This window comes from Arthrobacter sp. Soil782 (genome assembly GCF_001428435.1).
GTDB lineage: Bacteria > Actinomycetota > Actinomycetes > Actinomycetales > Micrococcaceae > Arthrobacter_D > Arthrobacter_D parietis.
Genome location: NZ_LMSO01000011.1, coordinates 152,628 through 173,854 on the forward strand (window position 1 = coordinate 152,628; position 21,227 = coordinate 173,854).

The 21,227-nt window shown below is 60.2% G+C and carries 18 protein-coding genes; 9 read left to right on the forward strand and 9 right to left on the reverse strand.

What is annotated here, in order from left to right; all coding sequences use genetic code 11:
• Positions 1–240: 240 nt before the first annotated feature.
• The 7 genes from ASH00_RS14980 to ASH00_RS15010 all read right to left on the reverse strand — a co-directional run bounded on the left by ASH00_RS14980 (position 241) and on the right by ASH00_RS15010 (position 8,823).
• Positions 241–885, reverse strand: coding sequence for a DUF7255 family protein (locus ASH00_RS14980; protein WP_157359168.1), 645 nt, complete (start codon positions 883–885; stop codon positions 241–243).
• Positions 886–1,218: 333 nt separating this feature from the next.
• Positions 1,219–2,448 (reverse strand): RNA-guided endonuclease InsQ/TnpB family protein, encoded by a 1,230-nt coding sequence (locus ASH00_RS14985; RefSeq protein ID WP_056549887.1) that lies wholly within the window; start codon positions 2,446–2,448, stop codon positions 1,219–1,221.
• Between the two features lie 171 nt (positions 2,449–2,619).
• Positions 2,620–2,880, reverse strand: coding sequence for a hypothetical protein (locus ASH00_RS14990; RefSeq protein ID WP_056549889.1), 261 nt, complete (start codon positions 2,878–2,880; stop codon positions 2,620–2,622).
• Positions 2,881–2,989: 109 nt separating this feature from the next.
• Positions 2,990–4,942 carry a DNA primase family protein gene (locus ASH00_RS14995; protein WP_056549892.1) on the reverse strand — a complete coding sequence of 651 codons (1,953 nt, stop codon included), beginning with the start codon at positions 4,940–4,942 and terminating at the stop codon, positions 2,990–2,992.
• A 166-nt stretch (positions 4,943–5,108) separates the two neighbouring features.
• On the reverse strand, positions 5,109–6,773 hold the full coding sequence (locus ASH00_RS15000) for a hypothetical protein (protein ID WP_157359169.1): 1,665 nt from the start codon (positions 6,771–6,773) through the stop codon (positions 5,109–5,111).
• 55 nt (positions 6,774–6,828) lie between these two features.
• Positions 6,829–7,362, reverse strand: coding sequence for a hypothetical protein (locus ASH00_RS15005; protein WP_056549896.1), 534 nt, complete (start codon positions 7,360–7,362; stop codon positions 6,829–6,831).
• 738 nt (positions 7,363–8,100) lie between these two features.
• Positions 8,101–8,823 (reverse strand): DUF2637 domain-containing protein, encoded by a 723-nt coding sequence (locus ASH00_RS15010; protein WP_056549899.1) that lies wholly within the window; start codon positions 8,821–8,823, stop codon positions 8,101–8,103.
• 104 nt (positions 8,824–8,927) lie between these two features.
• Here ASH00_RS15010 and ASH00_RS15015 point away from each other — a divergent pair, with 104 nt between their 5' ends.
• Both ASH00_RS15015 and ASH00_RS16910 read left to right on the forward strand, forming a co-directional pair.
• Positions 8,928–9,266 (forward strand): hypothetical protein, encoded by a 339-nt coding sequence (locus tag ASH00_RS15015; protein ID WP_056549901.1) that lies wholly within the window; start codon positions 8,928–8,930, stop codon positions 9,264–9,266.
• A 59-nt stretch (positions 9,267–9,325) separates the two neighbouring features.
• Positions 9,326–9,976, forward strand: coding sequence for a hypothetical protein (locus ASH00_RS16910; protein WP_200954831.1), 651 nt, complete (start codon positions 9,326–9,328; stop codon positions 9,974–9,976).
• A 202-nt stretch (positions 9,977–10,178) separates the two neighbouring features.
• Here ASH00_RS16910 and ASH00_RS15025 read toward each other — a convergent pair whose 3' ends face one another.
• Positions 10,179–10,496, reverse strand: coding sequence for a hypothetical protein (locus ASH00_RS15025; RefSeq protein ID WP_056549904.1), 318 nt, complete (start codon positions 10,494–10,496; stop codon positions 10,179–10,181).
• 1,624 nt (positions 10,497–12,120) lie between these two features.
• On the opposite strand from ASH00_RS15025, the gene ASH00_RS15030 reads away from it, so the two are divergent.
• Both ASH00_RS15030 and ASH00_RS15035 read left to right on the forward strand, forming a co-directional pair.
• On the forward strand, positions 12,121–13,662 hold the full coding sequence (locus ASH00_RS15030) for a hypothetical protein (RefSeq protein WP_056549905.1): 1,542 nt from the start codon (positions 12,121–12,123) through the stop codon (positions 13,660–13,662).
• A gap of 70 nt (positions 13,663–13,732) precedes the next feature.
• Complete coding sequence (locus tag ASH00_RS15035) at positions 13,733–14,266, forward strand: HAD domain-containing protein (protein WP_056549906.1); 534 nt, start codon at positions 13,733–13,735, stop codon at positions 14,264–14,266.
• A 36-nt stretch (positions 14,267–14,302) separates the two neighbouring features.
• On the opposite strand, the gene ASH00_RS15040 is transcribed toward ASH00_RS15035, so the two are convergent.
• Positions 14,303–15,073 carry a metallophosphoesterase gene (locus ASH00_RS15040; protein WP_056549907.1) on the reverse strand — a complete coding sequence of 257 codons (771 nt, stop codon included), beginning with the start codon at positions 15,071–15,073 and terminating at the stop codon, positions 14,303–14,305.
• A 104-nt stretch (positions 15,074–15,177) separates the two neighbouring features.
• Between ASH00_RS15040 and ASH00_RS15045 the strand changes: the two genes are divergently transcribed.
• From ASH00_RS15045 to ASH00_RS15070, 5 genes are all read left to right on the forward strand, one after another.
• Positions 15,178–15,513, forward strand: coding sequence for a hypothetical protein (locus ASH00_RS15045; RefSeq protein WP_056549908.1), 336 nt, complete (start codon positions 15,178–15,180; stop codon positions 15,511–15,513).
• A gap of 631 nt (positions 15,514–16,144) precedes the next feature.
• Positions 16,145–17,368 carry an ABC-three component system protein gene (locus tag ASH00_RS15055; RefSeq protein WP_056549910.1) on the forward strand — a complete coding sequence of 408 codons (1,224 nt, stop codon included), beginning with the start codon at positions 16,145–16,147 and terminating at the stop codon, positions 17,366–17,368.
• A complete protein-coding gene (locus ASH00_RS17265; protein WP_056549912.1) occupies positions 17,365–17,865 on the forward strand; it encodes a three component ABC system middle component in 501 nt (166 codons plus the stop codon). Before ASH00_RS15055 ends, ASH00_RS17265 begins: the two co-directional genes overlap by 4 nt.
• Positions 17,865–19,820: a DUF3732 domain-containing protein gene (locus ASH00_RS15065; protein WP_056549914.1), complete on the forward strand. Its 1,956-nt coding sequence runs from the start codon at positions 17,865–17,867 to the stop codon at positions 19,818–19,820. Before ASH00_RS17265 ends, ASH00_RS15065 begins: the two co-directional genes overlap by 1 nt.
• Before the next feature lie 361 nt (positions 19,821–20,181).
• Positions 20,182–21,183 carry an ATP-dependent DNA ligase gene (locus ASH00_RS15070; protein ID WP_056549916.1) on the forward strand — a complete coding sequence of 334 codons (1,002 nt, stop codon included), beginning with the start codon at positions 20,182–20,184 and terminating at the stop codon, positions 21,181–21,183.
• The last annotated feature ends 44 nt before the right edge of the window (positions 21,184–21,227 follow it).

Here is a 21,227-nt window from a genome sequence, read left to right on the forward strand (position 1 = left end):
TGGAGTGGAAGAAATGGATAAGAACATGAATTACGAGATGGCCTTCTCAGCCGTTCGCCGTCTGGTCACCTACATGGCACCAACCGCCACCGGCCCAACGGTGTCACGAATCGCTAAGGGGGCTTTTGGTATGTCGATGGTTGTAGCTACCGCGGCGGTTACGGTGGTTTACTGTACCGAGTCGCCCACGCGCAGGACGACGGAGTGATCTCCAGCCACCTCGTCGCATGATGCGTAGGCTTACTCGCGCTCCATGCCATAGACGGTACGAGCAGAGACAAGCTTGCGCAGTCCTTCCCGATTTAGGAGTCTGCCCCTTTTCAATTCCCGATCGACGCTTTTACCGTCAATCTGGTCGGCGACTGAGATCCTGGCTAACGCAAGATTCTTGTGGCGTGCATAGGCGTCCTTGACCGCGTCATAGAGGGCACGCTGCTTCCACCTCGATGGCCCAAGGGGGCCCAGCATTCCAATCGGGTCTGAACCTCCGAACATGCAGTCTGAGTTTTTGCTGGCCCACATTCCTTCGAGCCGGATTCGTTGGGATTTGTACTCGAACCTTTCGCAGTACTCGTCGTAGTCCGCGGACCACGGAAGTGTTTCTGCCCAGGGCAATTTGAGCGTCGCCGAACGGTACCGGTTGAAGTGAAGAAATTCGTCGAGTTCAATCTTGAGGCCATCGACCAAATTGAAATCCCAGTCGCCAGCCGCGAAATCCTGTACATCGAGTACGCCGCCCAGATGTTCGTAAAGGCGAGTTAAGGCGTCTCGCACTTCACCGGGAAGCTCATCTGTGATTGCAGCATCGTTTGGGACTTTGTCTTTGATCTTGTAGCCGGCAGCTCTGAGGGAAGCTTTCAGAGTCCTAGCCCGTATTCCTGTCATCCCTGCATGCTAACGACGCTCGAACGGTGGTGCGCATGGCCAAGCCGACCGTGCGGTTCCTGTATCGAGCGGGCGCACATCAAGTAGTCGCGCCTAGCTCTCCGATCCTCGCTCTGACCGCATACCGGGCCCCTGAGCTACGCCCGGTGACATCTGGAGTGGCGTCATCGTCACGAATGATTGAGCGGAGGGAGGAATGGCCCGACGCTTAGCCGAACACGAGGATGGGGAGATATATCCGTCATGGGGCGAAAAACTGCCGCCGACGTCTACGCATTTGACGTGCTCCCCGCAGATGAATCCTCGGAGATCAGAAAGCGGTCAGGCCGCTGTTCACGCTTGACGCTGCGCCCAATGGGTGGCTGATGCGTCCGTGGACCGCCCGTCCAGCGGCAATTTGTCGTGTGCGCGGTCAAGGATGTTTCGTCCCGCGTTGGTGTCTGCATGCGCTTTGTGACCGCAGCCTTTGCAGTGGAAGACCGCTTGGCTCTCGCGGTTCTCTTTGCTGATGTGCTTGCACTCGTTGCAGGTGATGGAGGTGTAGCTGGGGTTCACCAGGATGACTTGAGTTCGGTGGTGTTCGGGGGTTGTGGCCGCCTTGTCGGAGATCCTGCGCGCGAATTTCCCCCAACAAGCAGCGTAAATGCCTCGGTTGCGATGTGCCTTTGCTCCGGCACCATTTGGCAGGAAACCCCCTGCGTTGTCGGGGTCAGGTCGAGCTGGCGCCCTTCTGGCCATATTGACCGTGTTGAGCGCCTCAAGAGCGATCAGGTCGTGGTCGATAACGAGGCTCGTAGTCGCCTTCTCGATCCAATCGTTCTGACGATTCCGAAGTTTGTCTCGCAGGCGGTTCAGCTTCAGCTTTGTAACCTCACGGCGGGCGGAACCGGGTACTTGGCGGGACAGTCGGCGTTCCAAGGCGAGAAATTTGTCTCTCTCTGTCTTGGTGAGGGTGGGTATTCTTGCGTGGACACCATCCGAGGTGCTGAAGGTCTGTTTGATGCCACGGTCAATCCCGACCATCTTGCCGGTGGTGGTGCGGTTGAAGGGAGCCGGGTGAGTGGTGATGCTGACGTGCCATTGACCGGACTTGGACAGCGTCACTCTGGCACTTTTTGCAGCAGCGACATCAGCCCATGGTCGGCTGAGGCGGAACTTGATCTTCCCAGCTTTGGGTATCGATACCAGGGCCCACTTCCGGTTAAGCCGCTGCACCTTCAAAGTCCGAATGATGAAGCCTTGGCGCTCATTCTTCGAGCGGAAGGTTGGGTGCCTGAATTTGCTGGGCTTGCTCCACCAGTTCCGATACGCCCGGTCCAGGTCGCGCAGTGCTCCTTGCTGAACGGCAGACGATCCTTCTGCAAGCCACGGAAACGCCTCCCTGGCTTCGGTAAGTTCTCTCATCTGTGACGCGGCGGTGATCTTGAACGTATGCCTCTTGAAGGGGTGCCACATCTTGCGTTGTTCCAGCCCGACATTGAACACGAACCGGGCATGGGAGCAGTGCATCTCGAGCGCAGCGGCTTGTTCCGGTGAGGGATACAGCCGCTGCCGGATGCTCATCTGGCCTCCTTTACGGCAGACATGCTCAAGTAATAGCAGGGAGCTACTTGCTGGGGAAGGCATTCTCACCCCTTGAAGCGGATCCGAGGGTGAGCGTTGCGGCGGTCAGTCAGGCCGCAGTTCACGCAAGCTTTTCGAGACGGGGCGCGAAGACAAGCTTCAGCTCAGGTGTCAGGCTGCGACTTCAAGCATTCGGCGCACGTCTGATACCCGGATATACCGACGGCGACGCTTGCGCTTGCCATCAGCATCCGGTTCGGCATCCAGGTTCGCCTGAGCAGTATCAAGATCTAGGGCTGCATGCACAACCGGCATGCCAAGCGTCCCGTCATCAGCCCGGTTGCGGACCCCTTCGACGGACTGTCCGGTAATCTGGGCGAATTCGCTCAGTGTGACCAGGACTCGGGACTGGAGTAGCTGTTCGGCATTCATGGGATAGTTCCTTTCGTCTTTTGTAATCTGATTACATCATATAGCAGCTGTTGGCATCTGGTGGCAAGGCGGGAGAGAGTTTTACCCCCGTTGCCTGTCGGTGGGTGGATTAGGCGACTTCGGTCTGGCCTTGGTCCTGGGTGGGAAAGGGAATGACGATCCTGCCGCCCCTCGAGGAGGTGCAGTATGCGCTCGAGCATCCGGTGCAGCCTCCGCCTTCGCCTTCGCACCCATTGTCGATCAGCTGGTTGGGATCGAGGGGAACGTTGCCGCCGAGGTCATCGGTGCTGTCGTGGTAGTTGTAATCACCGTATCCACGGCCGATGTACAGCCCCGGGACCCAAGTGGCCGGTGACTGGCTCTTGCCGGCGTTCTTGCCGGCGCGGAGCGTCCACCTGACGTTCCCATCTGTACGCGGGAATCCCGCCTCAGCAAGTTCCCGGTAGAACATGCCCTTCTTCATGCCCTTCCCGCTCGTGTATTCCTGATAGTTCTTGTACAGATCCACAGCCTTGACTGGGAAGCCCGAGAGGTGCTCCTTTTCAACGAGGATGATGTTGTCGCCCAGCCAGCCCTGCAAGGTGTCCATATCGCGGGTGTATTCGGCGAGCTCGTCCGCGAAATAGTCGGGCGCCTTCAGCGCGTCGTTGTTCGCGCCGCCGGTGTACCACTTGATGGCGCCCCTCACTGCCCAGGCGAGGATCGCTTCCATGCCTTCCTTGCTCTGCAGGCTCTCCTTAACCCCCTTCGACCGCTGAGCCTTGGGGAGGGGTCGGGTGACCTCGTAAGGCTGGAAGCGCTCCATGAGCCCTTTGTTCTCCGGCGCGACGACGGTCAGCTTGTTGGATGTCATGAGGATGGACATCTTCGGGAAGTACTTCGTGGAGACTCCACCCGCCCTCCGACTATCCCAGGCGTCTCCACCGGAGATCGCCGTCAGTTTTCCGGCGTCAACCATCCCGCCCTGCATCTCGATGACACAGACCATGCGGCAGCGGCGCAGGTGGTGAAAGCCTTCATCGTGGCTGGCGGATTTCTTCTGGAACGCCTCGGGCTTGGCCGTGGATGCGAAAGAGGTTGCTTCGTCCCCGCCCTCACCCATCATGTACATCGTTGAGTTGAACAGGGTGCTCTTGCCTACTTGAGCGGCGCCAAACACGTACAGGATTGACGCGGCCGAGACCTCACCCGTGATTGCCTGGCCGATCCAGCGCTGCATGTACTCCTGAACTTCCTTGCGGCTATCCGAGAGGTGATCCAGGACGTTGTACAGGGCGTCGATCGTGGCGTCCGGGACGTAGTCGCACTTGGTGATCTGGGTGAACCTCCAGGGCCGTCGATGAGGGAGGAGTTCACCGGTGCGCAGGTTCACGACACCGTTCTGGCAGTTCAGCAGGTGCTTCGGACCATCCCACTGCTCTTCAGGAACCGAGAGGTGCATGGCGGCGCCGTTGGCTGCGGCGCGAACGGCCGTCTCCAGCTGGCAGCGCAACCCGTAATCCTTGTGGTCGTTCTCCAGCTTCTTCTTCAGCGCACGGAGCTGGGCTGCGAGTTCCTTGGCTTCTTCATCATTTGTCGCAACGGCGGTCTTGAGCTCCTCCTGGAGGGTCAGTACGCCCGGGTGATTGGCGGCGAGATACTTGGCTTCGACGTGAATGATCGCATCGGCGACGCACCGGACGGCGTTCATGACCTGCAGATTCTTCACATCGGTGACGTAGGTCTTCCCATCCCACCGCATCCAGGAATCTTCGGCGGGGCGATAGGAGAAGGTGGTGCCGTAGTGGGCGATGAATCGCCGGATCAGCCCATTCGGGCTCGCATCGAAGGCGAACGTGGTGGTGCAGATGCTCTCATCAGGGACCTTGAATTCAACCTCAGGTGCGTGCTCATCGCCGTCGGTCTGATCCGTCGCTTCGCCAGCTCGCTGGTCGGGAGCTTCATCGGACTGGTCAGCGACGGCCACGAGAGCTGGAGAGGTGGAGTCCATTGTTTCGGTGCTGTCGAGTGCTTCCTCGACAACGCCTTCATGCAGTGACTCAGTATCAGCGGCACGCTTCATGGGTTGCTCTTCCCTCTAACTGCGGTGACCCGGGTCTGGGTCTACGGCGTGTGTTCTGATTCCATCATACAACATAAACGGGCAAGTTTAGGCACGCTGTGCCAGAGAGATGGCCGAGTAAGTCACGGTGCGGTGGTGGGGTCAACCGCACGGTGCCTGGTCCTGCTTAATTGGCCTGGCGCGTCCTGGATATGAGGGCGATCCGGTTCAGGTATTCGGACCAGGCCTGCTTGGTTCGGACGCCCTTGGCAAGGCGCCCGGCCCGCTGAGCGTCGCCGTCGAGGGCGTCGACAACGATGTCCCAGGATGTTTGGGTGCACTCACCGTCGAGGGGCTCACCGTAGATGGCCAGCGCCGCATCCTCAGCCGTGCAGTTCTTCAGCACACGGTTCATGGCATCCTTGGGGACGACGCCCCGGGCCAGCTTCTCCAGGTCTGCGTCCGTGAGGTCGAACGGCTCCGAGGACGCAGCGGGCGCCAGTTCGACCTCGGGTTCTGGATCCGGCTTCACGCCGTGCACGTTCTCCTGCATCCAGTCGATCAGTCCGTCCATGTCGTCATTCATGAGGAAGCGGCGGGCGACTGCGGCGGCCATCCGGGTGCTGGTTCCGCAGAAACGCTCCACCAGCAGGCTGAACGATCCGTAGGAATCCTTGCCGGCCTGGATTGCCAGGTTGCCGGCGGTGAGCTGTCCGTTAGCCGTGAAGCGTTCCACCCCGTCTGAGTCCTGGTACAGGGTCACGTGCGCTGTGGTGCCGTTGTAGTAGCTGCCTTCGGTCAGCCACTCCTCTGGAGAGGTCATGGTGGTGCCGTTGTGCTGCATGAAGAAGACCCGCTCCAGGATTTCCGAGACGGGCAGTTCGCGATCCAGGCGGTACCACGGGGTGAGCATCTTCTCGTCGTCGCTCAGCCCGAGCGAAGCGCTTCTGGTCCGCCGGGCAAGCTCCCGCTCTTCCCGTGCGATTTGTTCGGTGACCCGCTTCATTCGGATGGGCAGCCGGTCGAAATCTTCGGGGCTGTACCGCATGCCGGATTCATAGACCATCTCCACCCGGCGGTTCGTGTTCGGACCCGGCTTGCCGTATGTGGTGCCGGCCATGCGAAACAGGATTGCTGGGTTCCGGGTGACCTTTTCATCGCCTGCGTGGACGCCGTGCTGATCGCTCAGGTTCTCGATCCAGTCAGCCAGGCGATCCCAGAGCGCCCGCGCCTCCTCTACCGGCACGGGCTCCGTGAAGCACCAGTGCCCGTGCCAGCCGCCACCGCTGCGGTTGATGAAAGTGGGTGGGCCGAGAGGGCATTCCGCCATCCATGCCAGAACCTGCTCATTCGTAGGGAGGTTCTTCTCCTTGTGATTGCCGTCGGTCGTGTCGAAGTCAGCGATGATTTCGGAAAGATCCAGGAGGTCCGCTTCTTTGCCGCGGGTCTTGCTGCCGTTATTTTCGTCATCGACGATGCTGCCCTTACGGGGGACGTAGCCGATGTAGGCGATGCCGTACTGGGCGATGGCCCTCTGTGAGACCTTCCAGAGGCGCTCCGTGTCGAACATGGGGACATGTTCGGTCTTGATGTACTTGCCCTCAAGGTGCTTGAGCTCCCGCACTCCGGTTTTCTTGTCCGTGACCCACTTGTCGAAGCTGTAAGGGACGGCCCAGGAGACGCCGAGCCGCGCATTAGGGTCCTGCTCCCGGTAGTGGTCTTCGTGGACGCCGTAAACCAGCTCGTGGTGGCGCATGAAATCTTCTTTGCTGGTACCGGTTTTTGCTCCGGTCACCTGAATGGCGGCAGTCGTCATCATCTTCCCTTCGTCGTAGCCATATGATGCCATCATATTGCACGTAAAGGCAAGTAGGAGTCAGGCCGCTGTCGCGTCGTCCTTCTGTTTGTCAGGCCGGCAGGGGGTCGCCCGGCAGGAAGTACCTCGTCCTTACGGTCCCTGAATTCAGCGTCACCTTTTGCATCTGGATCTCGCCGGCCGCTACTCGCGCAGGAAGCGTGCGTGGATCGCAGCCCAAGAGCCTGGCCGCTTCCGCCGCGCTACGGCCGGGGACGTCGGGTGTGGCCATGGAAGGCCTGCGGCCGCCAACCCGCTTCTTCAGTGATTCCAGCCGCTGCTCACGACCTTCGGCCCACCGGTGATGTGCGATCTGGGCTGAGCTAAGGTTTGCGGCGGCGGCTATCTGGCCCCAGGTGTATCCGTTGGTGTGCGCCTTTCGGGCAACCTCGAGGGTGAGCTCTTCGACGATGTCGGGAAGGAGCATGGCCGCCTTCACGTAGTCGAGGTCAGTCTTTTCGTCATAGGACTCCTGGCCTTCATCGTGATGCCAGGACATGTCTTCCCAGTGCTGGACCTGCTGCTCTATCGCCTTGGATAGGGCGTCCTTGAGCGAGGTGAACTGCTCATGCTGTTCTGATGCCATCTTACGAGCGTATACGGCCTCAAGACCGCTATCGATCCTGCGTTCTGTGACTTTGTGACTTTGTGACTTTTTCCTGTGCCTGCTGCTCCTATAGGGCAAGGAGGTGCAGAAACGGTGGTTTGAGCCCCATCTGCAAGAGTTTTTTCATGTATCTGCCAACCCCCTTAAAAAAGTCACAAAGTCACAAAAAAGAGAGAGAGCCCTCAAAATCCGCTAGCTCCCGGGGTTTTTGGCTTGTGACTTTTAGGATTAGAAAAGTCACAGAGGTCACAGGCCTGACAAAAAAGTCACAGGATCTCCGATGCACACCCAACCTCTGTGACTTTCCGCTGAAGGCTGTGACTTCTGGGGATTCCATGTCACAAGATTCCGGAGGGGTGATGATGAGCGACTCGCCCTCGGCCCGTCACGCTATAGATCGTTTCCCGACTAGTGCGGATTCCGACTTGAAAGGGAGGCCCTGTTGCGAAGGCGGGTAACGAGCGCCCCTGCGTCCTACCTACGATGAAAGCAGATCGCACACACAGAAGAGCCGGGCCCGTGGGGAAGCCCGGCTCTTCGCTTTCTATTGTGGGGTGCTGGTTGTGCCCGACGCCAAGAAGATCAGCTTGGCCCAGGCATCGGAATCCTACGCGGGCTGCAGCTCGCGCACTGCCTCTTTCGATCGTAGACGCTTGACCGTTGATAGGGACATGCCGGTCTTCGCGACGATCTCCGGGTTGGAGAGCCCTTCGCTGCTCAGGCCGTTGACCAGGCTGGCCTGTTCTTCCTTGTCGAGGTCCTTCCAGTCCAATGCTGGAGCTTCGGCCGACTGACGCCCCCCCCTGTAGTCTGCGAGGCCGACGGTCGGGCGGCAGCGACCGCTGGGCGGGAAGCCTGGGCTGCTGCCATAGCGGGACGAGCGTCGGCCGCGACCTTCACCGACTCCTTCACAGGAGTCCGAGCGGCTACCGCAGGAGCAACAGCCTTCACAGGTGCCGCCTTCGGGAAGGCGGCCGACTCTGCCACCGGCTCGCCATCAGGTCGTGCAATCAGGACGTTCTCGAGCACCAAGGATGCGCCCAACGCGGCGATCGGCATAAGCGCGGCCAGGCTTGCTCCGGCATATGTGCTGACCGTCCAGGTCTCCAGCGCCCCAGCGGGGATTAGCACGTGGAAGACATTCCCGGCGATGCTGACTGCCACCCAGAACGCTGCAGCCAGGTTGGTGACCACGGTCGACTCACCGCGGTGTCGGCGAAGCAGCGTGGCCAAGGTGAAAAGCACTAGAGCCAGATCGACGACGGCCGGCACAACGTAGTGCAGCTGGCGGGGGATCAGCATGTGCTGGGCGAGGTCCATCAGGCCGTGGTAGCTGGCGGCAAAAGCACCCGCGTAGATGAGCACGGCCAGGGTTGCTGCGCCATAGGCGACAGGGCGGCTCTCCGGGCTAATCCGTGCAGGCTTTTTGGGGTGGGGCACTTGAGCTCCGATAGGTCTAGGAATTGCAACGCTTATGTTGCATTAACTGTAGGTGATGACACGCCCGCGTTGCAACTAGGGGGCTTGAGGCAGAGACTGGAACCGTGCAGCAAGCAGAGCCGCGGAACCTACGAGGACTCGTCCAGACGAAGGATCTGGCGGACTACGTTGGCGTCCCGGAAGCCACCATCAGAGTTTGGCGCAAGCGGCATTCGGACTGGGTGGCTCGCGGTCGGCCGGTATCGAAGGCCCTGCCCTCCCAGTTTCCCGAGCCGGTCAGCGATCCGCAGGAGCCCGCAGGCGCACCATTCATGGTCAATTCGGCGCCCGTCTATGACGTGGCGGATGTCATGCGCTTCGGCGCCTATCTCCGGCAGCATGAGCGCAAGGCTGGCAATCCCACCTGGCTACTGCCAGCCGGCCAGCGTCATAGCTTTGGGTAGCTGTGCTCATCGTTGTCCATACCTCCCCGTTGGTCAGCGCCCGCCGGTAGGGTCCGAGCATGAATCAGATCGCAGGCATGCCCTCCACACATCACGCATCGCTCCGGGAGGCGGCCCGCGGCGATGACACCGGCAGCGCAGGGACCGAGATGTTGATTCGCGCTTTCAGTGGCCGGTTCGCGGCCCCCGGCAACCCCTGGGTGATTGAGCGGCCGGAGGGTGCCTATGTCGACTTTTCGCTGATCAAAGAGGGGGTCGGGCCGCTCTCCAGCGGCGAGCGTAAATTTCTCCTGATGGCGGCATCTATCGGCGGAGGCGTCGAAGTGAAGGTCGCGGACGCAGTCTCCAGTCTGGACCGCGATCTGCTGGCCCTCGTCCTGACCGGGATCGCTCCTGCCGCCGGCAGCCATCATTCCGGAGTTGTCGTTGAGAACCCAGACGGGTCCGCGTCATTCCGCCGGATGCCCACCGTCTTCGATTGGCCAGGGAGGAGGCGCCAGCCTAATTGGCGTGCGTTCTTTGTCGAAGCGAGCTCTACCTCGGGCGCCAAGGTGTCTCGGGCAAAAGAAGACCCCGGCCCACATTCGGACCGGGGTCTTGCTGGTGCTGCAGGTTGCCCTCAGGAAGGTTTGTTCCTGGCGATGAAATCCTCGACCGTGAGCCGATCCCAAACCCAGGAGCCACCAACTTTCCGAATCGGCTTCGGGTAGGCGGGCGTTGATTCACCCTTCTCTTCACGGTGGATATTTGAACGGGTGGTAGCGGGGCTCTTCCCGATCAGGGCGGAGACTTCCGCGTTGGTCAGGATCTGGTGCTCTGATGTTTTAGTCATTGCCACCAGTCTACCGCTACGCAACATATATGTTGCAATATTTTGCGCCTAATAAACCTCCGGCTGCCATGCCCACATTTTCATTTGGCCCTTAGCGGCGTTACTTCGGCGGCTGTTTCAAGATCCACCACTTTCGGGCGTTGGGCGCCCTTCTGGCCCTTTCGCTCCGCGTAGAACTGCTTGAACTCAACGATGGCGTCGGCCCTCCATACGACGCTGGTGCCGAGTGTTCCACGCGGGTCGGGGAATCGGTCGTGGATGCCTCGAGCCTCGCCCTTCTTCTTCCGCAGTACCCATGAGCGAAGGGTGATCTTGTCTACGCCTAGGTATTTTGAGACCCGCTCGGCGTCGACCAGTCCGTCCACCGGGTCGAGAATCTTCTCGTCGTTTTCTTCCATGTGCACACCATTGCACCAACGGGTCCGTTGCTGCAAGAAACCCGGCTGCGGGGCGACTTCAGGCGGATGTGGTGTCCTCTTCAGGTGTGAGTGCTCGGCTTCGCACGAGGCGGTCTGCGGCTGTTTTCTGCCGAAGGCGCTGCCCGGCCAAGTCTTCAATCCTCGACGGCTCCTCAGGAGGCCGTAGGAGCCCCTATGAGGGCTTGGAGGCCGCACCAGGGTGTGTGGGCGTGGCGGAGCTTATAGGGGCTGTGGGAGGCGCACGCGGCCGGGAGGGCATCTTTTTGTCCATAGCCGTGAGTAACAGGGCGGGTGCGGAGCTGCTGCAGGTAATTGAAACGGAGGTGATGCCCTCAATGAGGTGCACCTCGATGACGAGAAGACTGCTCCACGCATGGCGCCGACGACTTGCGGTCCGATGCCAGAGCGCACCCGCCAGCCTGCACCATCGGTTGCCGGCCCACCGCTCCCGCGGCAGAGCAGTACAGCCAGCGGTAGGGGTTCGGCGCTATGGATGACCTGGCACCTCGGTGTGACCCTGCTGGACGTGAACCGGCGAACGAGCTCAGGGGCAACCTTCACCCGGCTCAGTGTGCTCACAGGGTGTGTAAATGTGGCGTCCCCCTAAGCGGCTACAGGACGCCTGACTCGTCGGCCTCGTGGACCCTCCCCATCGCAGGGTCAGAGTTCACCCCAAGGATGCCCTGACTCGGATCAGACTCACCGGATGAACCTGGCTACACCGACAGAACGTACCGGCCCAGACGCCTGCGCGCCGGCTCACGAACCCCCACTGGGTCAACTAGTGCCGGCCGCCAGTGAACCGGCTCAGCATCGAGGGTGAACCGGCCGGGAGAAGGGCCACCGGCCACCCGTGAACCAGGCCATGACCCTGCATGGCTGACCCGACCCGGCGACGGATGAACCGACGGATGAACCTGCCTGGCGGCCGCGGGTGAACCGGCTCAGGGGATAGCTGCGGGATCGGTGACCCTGATGGATCCGGCCGGCGGGGGAGAGGCGACCTGGTTGACGGATGGGAGGCTCCGGGTAGATGCGAGGCGTCGGCCGGGGCCAAGAGGATGAGATGGATGAACCAGGGAGGTAATCGAGGAGATAACCAGGAAGGAGAACGACCAGGAATCAGGCAGGGACCAGAACCGGGAAGAAGAACACAAAGAGAAACAAGAAGAAGTCATATTGGTCATCACGAGCCTCTCTGCCAACGTCTAGGATCACTCGACGCTTTTCGTCTTGTCTGCGAATCGAAAACGAGCAAGCCGTAACGAAGGCGATAGCCGAAGTGCAGGTGCAGCCGTTATGCCAACCAACACACGAACATCGCCCTGCAAACGTAAAGACGGCTGAAGGGAACCCCGCTGAGAATCTGAACCCAGAAGCATGCTCCGGCTTTCCGATTACTCCTTGCGTTGCGTCTTGCTTGCGTGACGGACACGGTCCGTGCTTACGGCCGTCTCTTCCCTTCACGGCTTCTTCACCTATGACAGCGGTTCATCCAAAAGGTCTTGATCCGCTGTCATGTCACAAGCACGTTTCTATATGCCACTTCCTATGCCGCTTAGTCGCTTACGCTCCAGCGGCATAGTGGCCTATACTTATTGTCATGCCTGCGTTTCAATTTACTGATCCCGCTTCGATCGAAGCCTTGGTCAAAACTGCCTCCGCCTACCCCTCCACCCACGCCACCCCACACGAGTTCGTCAAGGCCGTCGCAGTGCGTGCCTTCTCGCTTGATCTGACCGAAAACGAACTGGGACTCTTTCTCAAGAAACAAACCGCTTCCCATCCCGGTCTTGCCGAACTGATTGCTAATCGCTCCGCATACCGCCGACTCGTCTCGTCCTGCCGCGCAGCTGCTCGTTCTTCCTCTCCTGCGGCGGCGCCCGACAACTCGCTCAAAACGGCCCGCCTCACCCTCGGCCGGATCCTCTCGCCGGTGCCGATGATCGAGTCCGAGGATGGAACTGGAAAGCTCGTCCCGGTGCTTACGACAGCTCGCCAGATTCGTGCCCGGGCAACCCTGGCGATCCTGTGCGTGGAACAGCTCAAATCCATTCAGGGTGAGAAGGGGTGGAACACGTTGATGGTGCCGCTGCCTTGGCTCGCGCTACGCATGGGCGTCACCGTGATCCCAGCTCGTGCAGCGATGCGTGACCTTGTTGAGCTGGGCTGGGTCACCCAGGTCGGTGGACTCCGAAAGGACAATGCTGGACGGTACAAGATCTCTGGCAGGCTGACCCGTGAACAGGGTCAGATCATTGAACCGGCTCACCTCTTCACGGCCATCGGTTCACTGGCTGGGCTCAATGATGAACCGGCTCAGACCGCCGACGTGATCCGGTCCGTGACCCACCCGGCGTGGACCTACGGCACTGCCCCTCTCGGGTTCAAGGCCTGGCTCACGGCCCTGGCTCACGCGGCGGCAGGGGTTGACCCGGTTCAGCTGGGCCTGACGACTCGGTCTATGAACCCGGCCAAGAACGTTCTAACCCTGGCCGGACTGACCCTGGCTCACCCTGTTTTAGGGGACACCAACTCTGTCATGGACCGGCTCAATGAATGGGGTCAGCAGACTGGTTCATTCGCGGCCGCCACCGAGGCCAAGGCCGCCTACACCGCCAGGACCGCCGAGCGCGTTGTAGACCTGAACCGGGTCAGGGCTGGCAGGGCGAAAGCCAAGGCGGACCTCGAAGAGGCGATCGGTCTGGTCTGTTCAATCCCTGCCGCGGATGCACCGGTGGACCGCCGTAACGCCTGGCTGAACCAGGCAGCTCAGGCTCTCTCAGTTGAGCCGATCATCGATGAGCGCCGGAAGGCTCTGCGGTACGAGCTGACCCGCCGGCTCAAACTCCGCGGCTACAAAGGGGACACCACTTCTCGCGTCGTGGACCACCTCCTGGGTCATGCACCCGCCCTCATGGATGAAGACTCCATCCCGGCTTCAACCGAGGAAGCGTCCGTGAAGCAGCAGTGGCTGCAGGGTGCCGCGGAAGCTGTGGCCGGCCGAGTCATGCAGTCCACTGAGCGCGATGTGTTCAGCGCTGAGATCTTCAGGAAGCTCCGCCGGAAGGGCTACGAGAAGGAGAAGGCGCAGCAGCTTTCGGACCTGATCACGGGGAATGTCCACCTGGTTCAAGCAGCTTAGAGAGGACACCGGATCTCCTTCATTGTCTACTGTAGCCCGCAGGAATGCTTGAGCATGAAAGGCTGTGCCAGTGACTCGAACGTTGGTTCTGATCGACATCGATGGCGTGCTGGTGCCGATGCGCCACCGGAAGGTGGTGCCAGCTCCAGATGAGGTCAATCATCAGATAGCAATCCCGCCATTGGTACCCCGAAGCGTGGACATTCGCCCGTTGGCCATTGAGGCCGTGAACCGCTGGGCGGCATCAGGCGCGGACGTCCAGTGGCTAACGTCCTGGGGGTGGCGCTCTAAATGGCTGGACCAGGCTGGGTTGCCCGAGTTGCCGGTCTTCTATGATCCCGACCCCTACGAGGTATATGGCTGGGGGCGAAGTCAGCGATCATGGAAAAAGCCGGCGGTGGAACAATTCCTGGAATCTCAATCCGAACCGATCCGCCTAGCTTGGGTCGATGATGACGCCTTCTTCTTCAGGGCCGCGGAAGCTCGAGTTCAATTGCTGGCACGCCACGCATGCCTGTCTGATCTGCTCCTGGTGGAGACCGACGGGTACATAGGGCTAACGGATGCTGAGATTCGCCGTATCGATCGATTCCTGGCCACATAGCTTCAGGGGACACCAATCTCACATGCCTCGCTGAGGTCAGCGCGTCGTGATCTTCAACGGCTCGATCCGCAATGGTGTGACCCCCGGCCACACCAGGACACCGTTACCCATGTTGTACAGCTCGTTGGCCAGAACATCGACCCGAGTAACCGATCCGTTCTCGTGCTCGATTTCGTGGATGCAACGCTGATGCCAGTGCCCGGCGAAGACCTGTGGAGGTCGCAGCGCTCGTACCACCTCATCGAGCAAGATCCTGGTTTTCTCCGCCCTCGCGATGACGTCGGCGGGCAGCTTCAAGTCGCTCTTCATAGGAACGGAGGCTGGGACATCGTGCGTGGTCAGGATGTCCACCCGCCCGCCCGCTACCAGGCGGTCCGCTTCTTGCTGGGTGGGCTCCTCGGCCGACCAGTAATCCTTGCCCTCGGTGCGGTACTTCTGATCCACGCTGTAGGCGCCGCCGAGTCCGCCGATCGTCAGGCCTTCAACGATGGTGCGGTCGCCGCGGGGGAGGACCTTGATATTGGACCGGAAGTGGGCCAGACCGTCGTCCTGCACTTCCAGCTTGGAAATCGTGTCGTGGTTGTCGTGGTTCCCAGGACTCACTATGAGCATCATTTCGCGCTCGACCAGGACCATATTGAGCTTCTTCTCGTACCTGCCGCGGTTCTTCCCTGGGAAGTCGAGCCCGAAGTCCCCAACATGAATGAGTGTCCGGGAGCCAGCTTTGAAGGCGGCGTCAATGCTCCCCAAGGCCCAGCCCACGTGGGAGTGCCAGTCTCCGAAGATGCTGATCGGGCGCTTACTCATCACCTCAGCCTAGGTGTCCCTACTCCCAGAACCTGGAGCCTGACGTCTCACTTAGGGGGGGGGGCACCACTCTTGCATGTACGGAGGAGGCGTATTTTGGGTTCATGGACGTTCACCAGGTTGCACGGGAGCTCAACTCAGCGCTTGGTCCGACCCTGGTTGCGGCGCTGTCTGGCGTCGGCGATCGAGAGCTGCCGACGCGTTGGGCGCAGTCCGACGGCCCAGAGCCCGCCCCGGAATGTGCGCAGCGACTTCGGTTCGCACACGAGCAGTGGACTCGTTTCGCAGCTGGCGAAAGTGAGGACGCGGCCCGCAACTGGTTCATCTGCGGCAACCCACGTCTGGATGAAGGCACTCCGCTGACCGCCATCCGTGAGAATCGCTGGCAGGATGTCTCAGCCGCGGTAACTAGCTACCTCGAGGGCGGCTGGAACGGGTGAATCTGCCTCGTACGGATAGGGGACACCGGTTCCACTGCCCCAATGGATAGGGGCAGCTCAGGACAGAGTGCGCTCCTCCGAAGCTTTCGATGCCAGGGACGTCACGAACATCTCCAATGATGGCAGTCGTGCCACCATTAGGCCAGTAAGGGGTGCCATGGCACCGCCCGGGTCGGCGTAACACTAGAACGTCTGAGCCGCCCTCTGCGGGCAATTCTCAGTGCTGCTTCTACGCGACTCGGCACTCCTGCTATCTGCCGACCAGGGCATCATGATCGCATAGGGCCACTCAAGTTTCGGCTTACGGGTGGTTCCCGTGGTGCCCCACCTAGGAATCGTGGTGTCCCAGCGGTTGGTTTCGGATCAATGCCGATTATGCTGAGAAATCGGACTATCGATCATTTGGGGAGATTTTGGCAACTGCTGCAATGGGAGCGGTCTTGGCCATCCCTGTGTCTGCGCGGGACAAAGTCCGGAACGCATTCTGGTCTGTCGGTGTCGCCAACCCCTTGGAAATAATCCACTCCTTCTACGCAAAGCATATGAAGGAAGACCGCTTCGCTATCCCCCTCGTGGGGCTCCTAGAGAAAACTCTGAATAGAGTCAACATTTCGCCCAGGGGGAGGTGAGGATGAGCAGAGTCGACAGCAACCGCTTCAGTGCCGCTGGATCAGCACTCGGCTACCTAGCTCAGGTCGAGTACGCACTCCTCATCGCACTCCAGCGAATGGATGGTGATGTCGAGCTGAGATTGTCCATCGAAACGGCAGACGACATCCTGTTCGATGCGGAGGGCGGGCCACGCGAACTTTGGCAAACCAAGCACCACATCGCTCGGCACGGGTCCCTCGGTGACGCGAGCCCCGACATTTGGAAAACTCTCCATAATTGGATCGAAACTTCTGAAGAAAACACCGCGTGCTTCCTGCTCACCACGGTAACCGCACCACCCAATTCGGCCGCCAGTCTCCTCGGCCCGGACAGAAGCGTGCTACATCTGGTCGCAGCGCGGGAGAAGCTTGACAGCGTTGCCGAAGCAGGCGGCAATGTTTCGTCGGCTGACTACTACGCGAAGTACTTGGCCCTAACAGATGAACGGCGACTCGAACTGCTCAGCCGCGTGACGGTGCTCGATGGCGCAGTCGAGGCGGCGACGATCACGGACCGCCTTGTCGGCTCCGTTCGTAAGGCCACGATCGCGCAGCGCCGAATACCGCTTATTGAGCGGCTGCGCGGATGGTGGCATAGCCGTGCGATGGTTCATCTCACCTTGGTTGCAGAAGGAAAAAACGACTGGATCGATCTGACGGAGATTGAGGAGCGTCTACTGTCCATCGCGCAGTCACTGCGCGACGACGACCTACCCCTGGACTTCGAGAACGAGTCGGAACCGACACAGCGCGAGGTCGACGAGGACGATCGGATCTTCGTCGAGCAGCTAAAGCTCATCGTGCTTCACAACGAGCGCATCAGGCAGGCCGTGTACGACCACAACAGGGCCTTTCTTCAGCGCTCCCGATGGCAGCGGGAACAACTCCTCGCAATCGGTGAACTTGATACATACGATCGGCGCTTGGTGGAGGAGTGGAAACGGGTCTTCCTGCCACTAGAAGATCATTCCGACGATGATGACCGTACCAGCGAAGAAGAAAAGCTTCGTAGCGCCAGGCAACTCTACGCGAGACTTCAGGAGCGCACTTTGCCCGAGATCCGTTCCCACGTTCGCTCGGGTTATATCCCGCTGGGATCCCTGCACGTCCTCGCTGATCGGCTCGAAATCGGCTGGCATCCCGACTGGATCGACCTCCTGAAGCGGCGCCTCGGCGAAGCGAACAATGCGAGAGGGGCCGCATGAACATCCGTACCCCACAGCCTGTACTGGATTCCGAGACCAGCACTCTGTTCAACCCTGCGTTCTGCGCTGTGCTGATCAACAAGGCCAGCGCGGGTTACGAGGAAAAGACCGATCGGGCCATGCCAATAACCTTCGCGTTTCTTATCCTGCCCAGTGCGCTACACAAGCCGACACGAGACGCACTACCGTCCACTACTGCATCTTCCATGTGGGGATGGTTGCGGGGCAACCCGGTGTTGCTGATGGACTTCGCCGAGCGAGTCCGCGCTCTCCAGCCCCTAAGCGCAGCCGCAATCACATACGGACTTCAGCACACCGTTCTGACGGGATCGCTCGGATTCCTCAAGGCCGGGAGTCTCCGTCGCCGCCCCCGCACGCTTCATCCGACAGGGGACTGGCTCGAGTGTCTTAAAGCCGCAGAGTTCTTCGGCAGGTGGTTCGGGGTTTCTGATACAGACGAAGCAACTACCCTCGCCAATTGGGGAGTCCGACCTTGATGCAACTGGATGCGCTCATTGTTTACTCCGCTGCGGGTGAATCGCGACAGATCCGTTTCCAACCTGGACGGCTCAATATAATCACTGGCGAGTCCGGCACGGGTAAGAGCAGCATCATCGGCATCCTTCGCTTTTTACTGGGGAGCGACAGCCCGCATGTCCCGCTCGGGCCGATCCAGAATACCGTCGCTTGGTACGGGCTTCTGGCACATGTTGGCGAAGACCGTTTCTTCATCGGGCGCCCAGCGCCTGCCCATGGGGTCACGACATCTCAAGCGATGCTTTCCATCGGCGAGAACCAGATCCCGGAATTCCAGACCCTGGCGGTCAACATCAACTCCGGTGAGCTCGTTGACTATCTGGGCGGACTAGTCGGAATCGAGGAAAATCTACACGTACCAGCTGATGGCCAAACCCGACGGGCGTTGGCCGCCAATTTTCGGCATGCTCTCTACTACTGTCTCCAAGGTCAAGGAGAGATCGCTAACCCGGACATCCTCTTCCATCACCAGAACCGAGAATTTCAGAAGCAGGCAATTCGCGACACCCTCCCGTACTTTCTTGGCGCGCAGAGCCCCGATGCGCTGCACAAGCGCCAAGCGCTCTCCGAATTGCGCCGGGAGATTCGCCGGGAGACCTTACGGCTCGGCGAGGCGCGCGACGCGCGGCAGCTTGGTGTCGGTCGGGCCGCGGGACTCATCGCGGAGGCAAAAGCTAGCGGGCTACTGAGCACTGAGGTGGCGCCTAGTGGAGCCGGCGAAGCGTTTGAGCTGCTTGAAGCCGTACTTGCTGCGGAATCTCAGCTGCTCGACGTAGATGACTTCGAAGGGGCCGCCGAGACAGATATTCTCATTGCACGTCGCGCTGACCTACGCGCCAGTCTGCGAGAGATTAACGACAAGATTCGTGGGCTTGACGAGTTTGCCCGTGTCGGCACTGAATATAGCGCCGAGCTCAACGAACACCGCGTTCGTCTCGCTACAATTGGGCTCATCCCCGACGTTGCGGACGCAAACGCTAACTGCCCTGTCTGTCAGCGCTCTCTGGGCGACGCTTCCACGCACGAAGCCATCGAACAAAGCCTTGGCCGAGTCACCCGCCGCATCGAACTCGCCAAGCGTGACCAGCCACGCGTCGCAAAAGCCCGCGCCGCTCTCACCAAAGATCGCAACGAAGTACGAGCAGAGCTCTCTGACGTTGATGCCGCGCTCGAAGAATTGGCGCGGACTGATGATGTCCGAGCCGCGGTTCAACGAACCTGGAATCATCAGAGTTTCGTCCGAGGCCGTATCGCCCAGTACTTGGATACGACGGTCCTAGATAGCGACGAAGCTATCGCTACCCTGGAGCGACTGGTCGAGCAGTTGAAGGAAAACCTTGCGAGACTTACGGAGGAGCTGGACCCCGAAGCCCTTCGCTCAGCGGTCACCTCAATCTTGAACATCGTAGGGCGTCGCATGACCACCCTTGCGCGGTCACTATCCCTCGAGCACGCAGAGCATGGGGTTCGCATCGATCCCTATAGGCTCACAGTAGTCGCCGATACACGCCAGGGCCCTGCCTATATGGACGCCGGGGCCATTGGCAGCGGGATGAGCTGGGTTGGTTACCATCTGACTGCCTACCTAGCTATGCAGGACTACTTCATTGAGATGAACCGTCCCGTTCCGCGATTCATAGTCCTCGACCAGCCCAGTCAGGCGTTCTTCCCCCGCGATCGCGAGGCTGGCGGGGACTTGGATGAGCTCTCGGATACCGATCGGAACAACACGTTGAAGCTATACAAGTTGATGTTCGACGTGGTCACCTCGCTCAATGCCCAGCTACAAATCATTGTCTTCGACCACGCCGACTTCAAAGACTCCTGGTTCAAGGAATCGATTATCGAGACTTGGCGCAACGGCGCTGCGCTGATTCCTTCTGAATGGGTCCCCAGTACCCAAAGTGGTTCATAACGATGAAACGAGGTGTGCCCGTCGGGGTTTGGATCTGACCACGCATCGTCATGCCTGCGTATATTTCCGCGAATTCTGGGTCGGACCATCCCGAAGAGTAGCTGCACAAAGTATTAGCGAAACTTTGACCGGACCGCCGCTCCAGCCGAGGACGTCGATCACCCATTGCTGCAGGCCTGCTGCCTACTAACCTGCTCATTAAGGAAGCTGGCGCACCGGTGTCCGGCGCCGTGTGGTGCTCGCTGAAGGATCCCTCTACAACAGGAAACAGGATGATCGCCTTGCATAGACCCACCGTGTCACTAACTCGAGATTCGCCCCTTGAGCGCAAAGGTTGGGTTCCAGGCGCAATACTGAGCAAATGAAGAGCACCCCGCTCAACGCTAGCCCACCCAAGCTGGCGCTGGCTCGGGGTGTCAAGGCCATCCCGAAGCCCGATGCGCTCCCTGGCGGCTGCCGGTATGAGCCGAAATGGGACGGCTACCGGATAGCAATCGTCCGCACCGAGGACAGCACCGTGCTGTGGAGCCGCCAGGGCAAAGACCTCACCCGCTACCTTCCTGGTCTGGCGTACGCCGCTGAGGACCAGATCCCTCCAAGCTGCATCGTCGACGGTGAGGCGGTGATCTGGACGAAGGGCCGGCTCAACTTCGAAGCCCTGCAGCAGCGAATTACCGCCTCAAAGGCCGACCTTTATGCCCTGGTCCGCGAACGACCCGCCTCCTTTGCGGCATTCGATCTGCTGCAAGCCGCCGGCACTGATGCCCGCGGGTTGGCATTCCAGGACAGGCGAGACCTGCTGGAAGAGCTCGCCTCCTGGTGGGAGCCACCGCTGGATCTTTCTCCTGTCACCGATGACTTCGCCAAAGCCACCACCTGGTTCGAGACCATGCCCACCTCCGGTATCGAAGGCCTCGTCGTCAAGGGCGCCGACCAACCCTACGAGCACGAGCGAATCTGGCTGAAGGTGAAGCACCGCGACACCCTCGACGTCGTTTGCGCAGCCGTAATCGGATCCAGGGAGCGACCGGCGACGATCATCGCCGGGCTGCCCATCAACGGGAAGCTCTGGATTGTCGGCCGCACGAGCCCATTGAAAGCCACGGCATCAAAGTCGCTTGGCCGACTGCTGTCCCCGCCGGCCGGCGACCACCCATGGCCGAATGAGGTTCGATCCACCGCGATCGACCGGTTCAACTCGACGGAGCCAACCACACAGTTGACCCTGGTTGAGCCCATCATTGTCGAAGTGTCCGCGGATACAGCCTTCTCCGGAAGGACGTTCCGGCATCCATTGCGATTTCTTCGTGTCCGTCCCGAGTTGCATCCAGATGAGGTTTCGTCACCCTTTGATAAGCGCTGAAACTTGCGGAACTATCGATGACGGTAGATCGCTGTAGGCAGCAA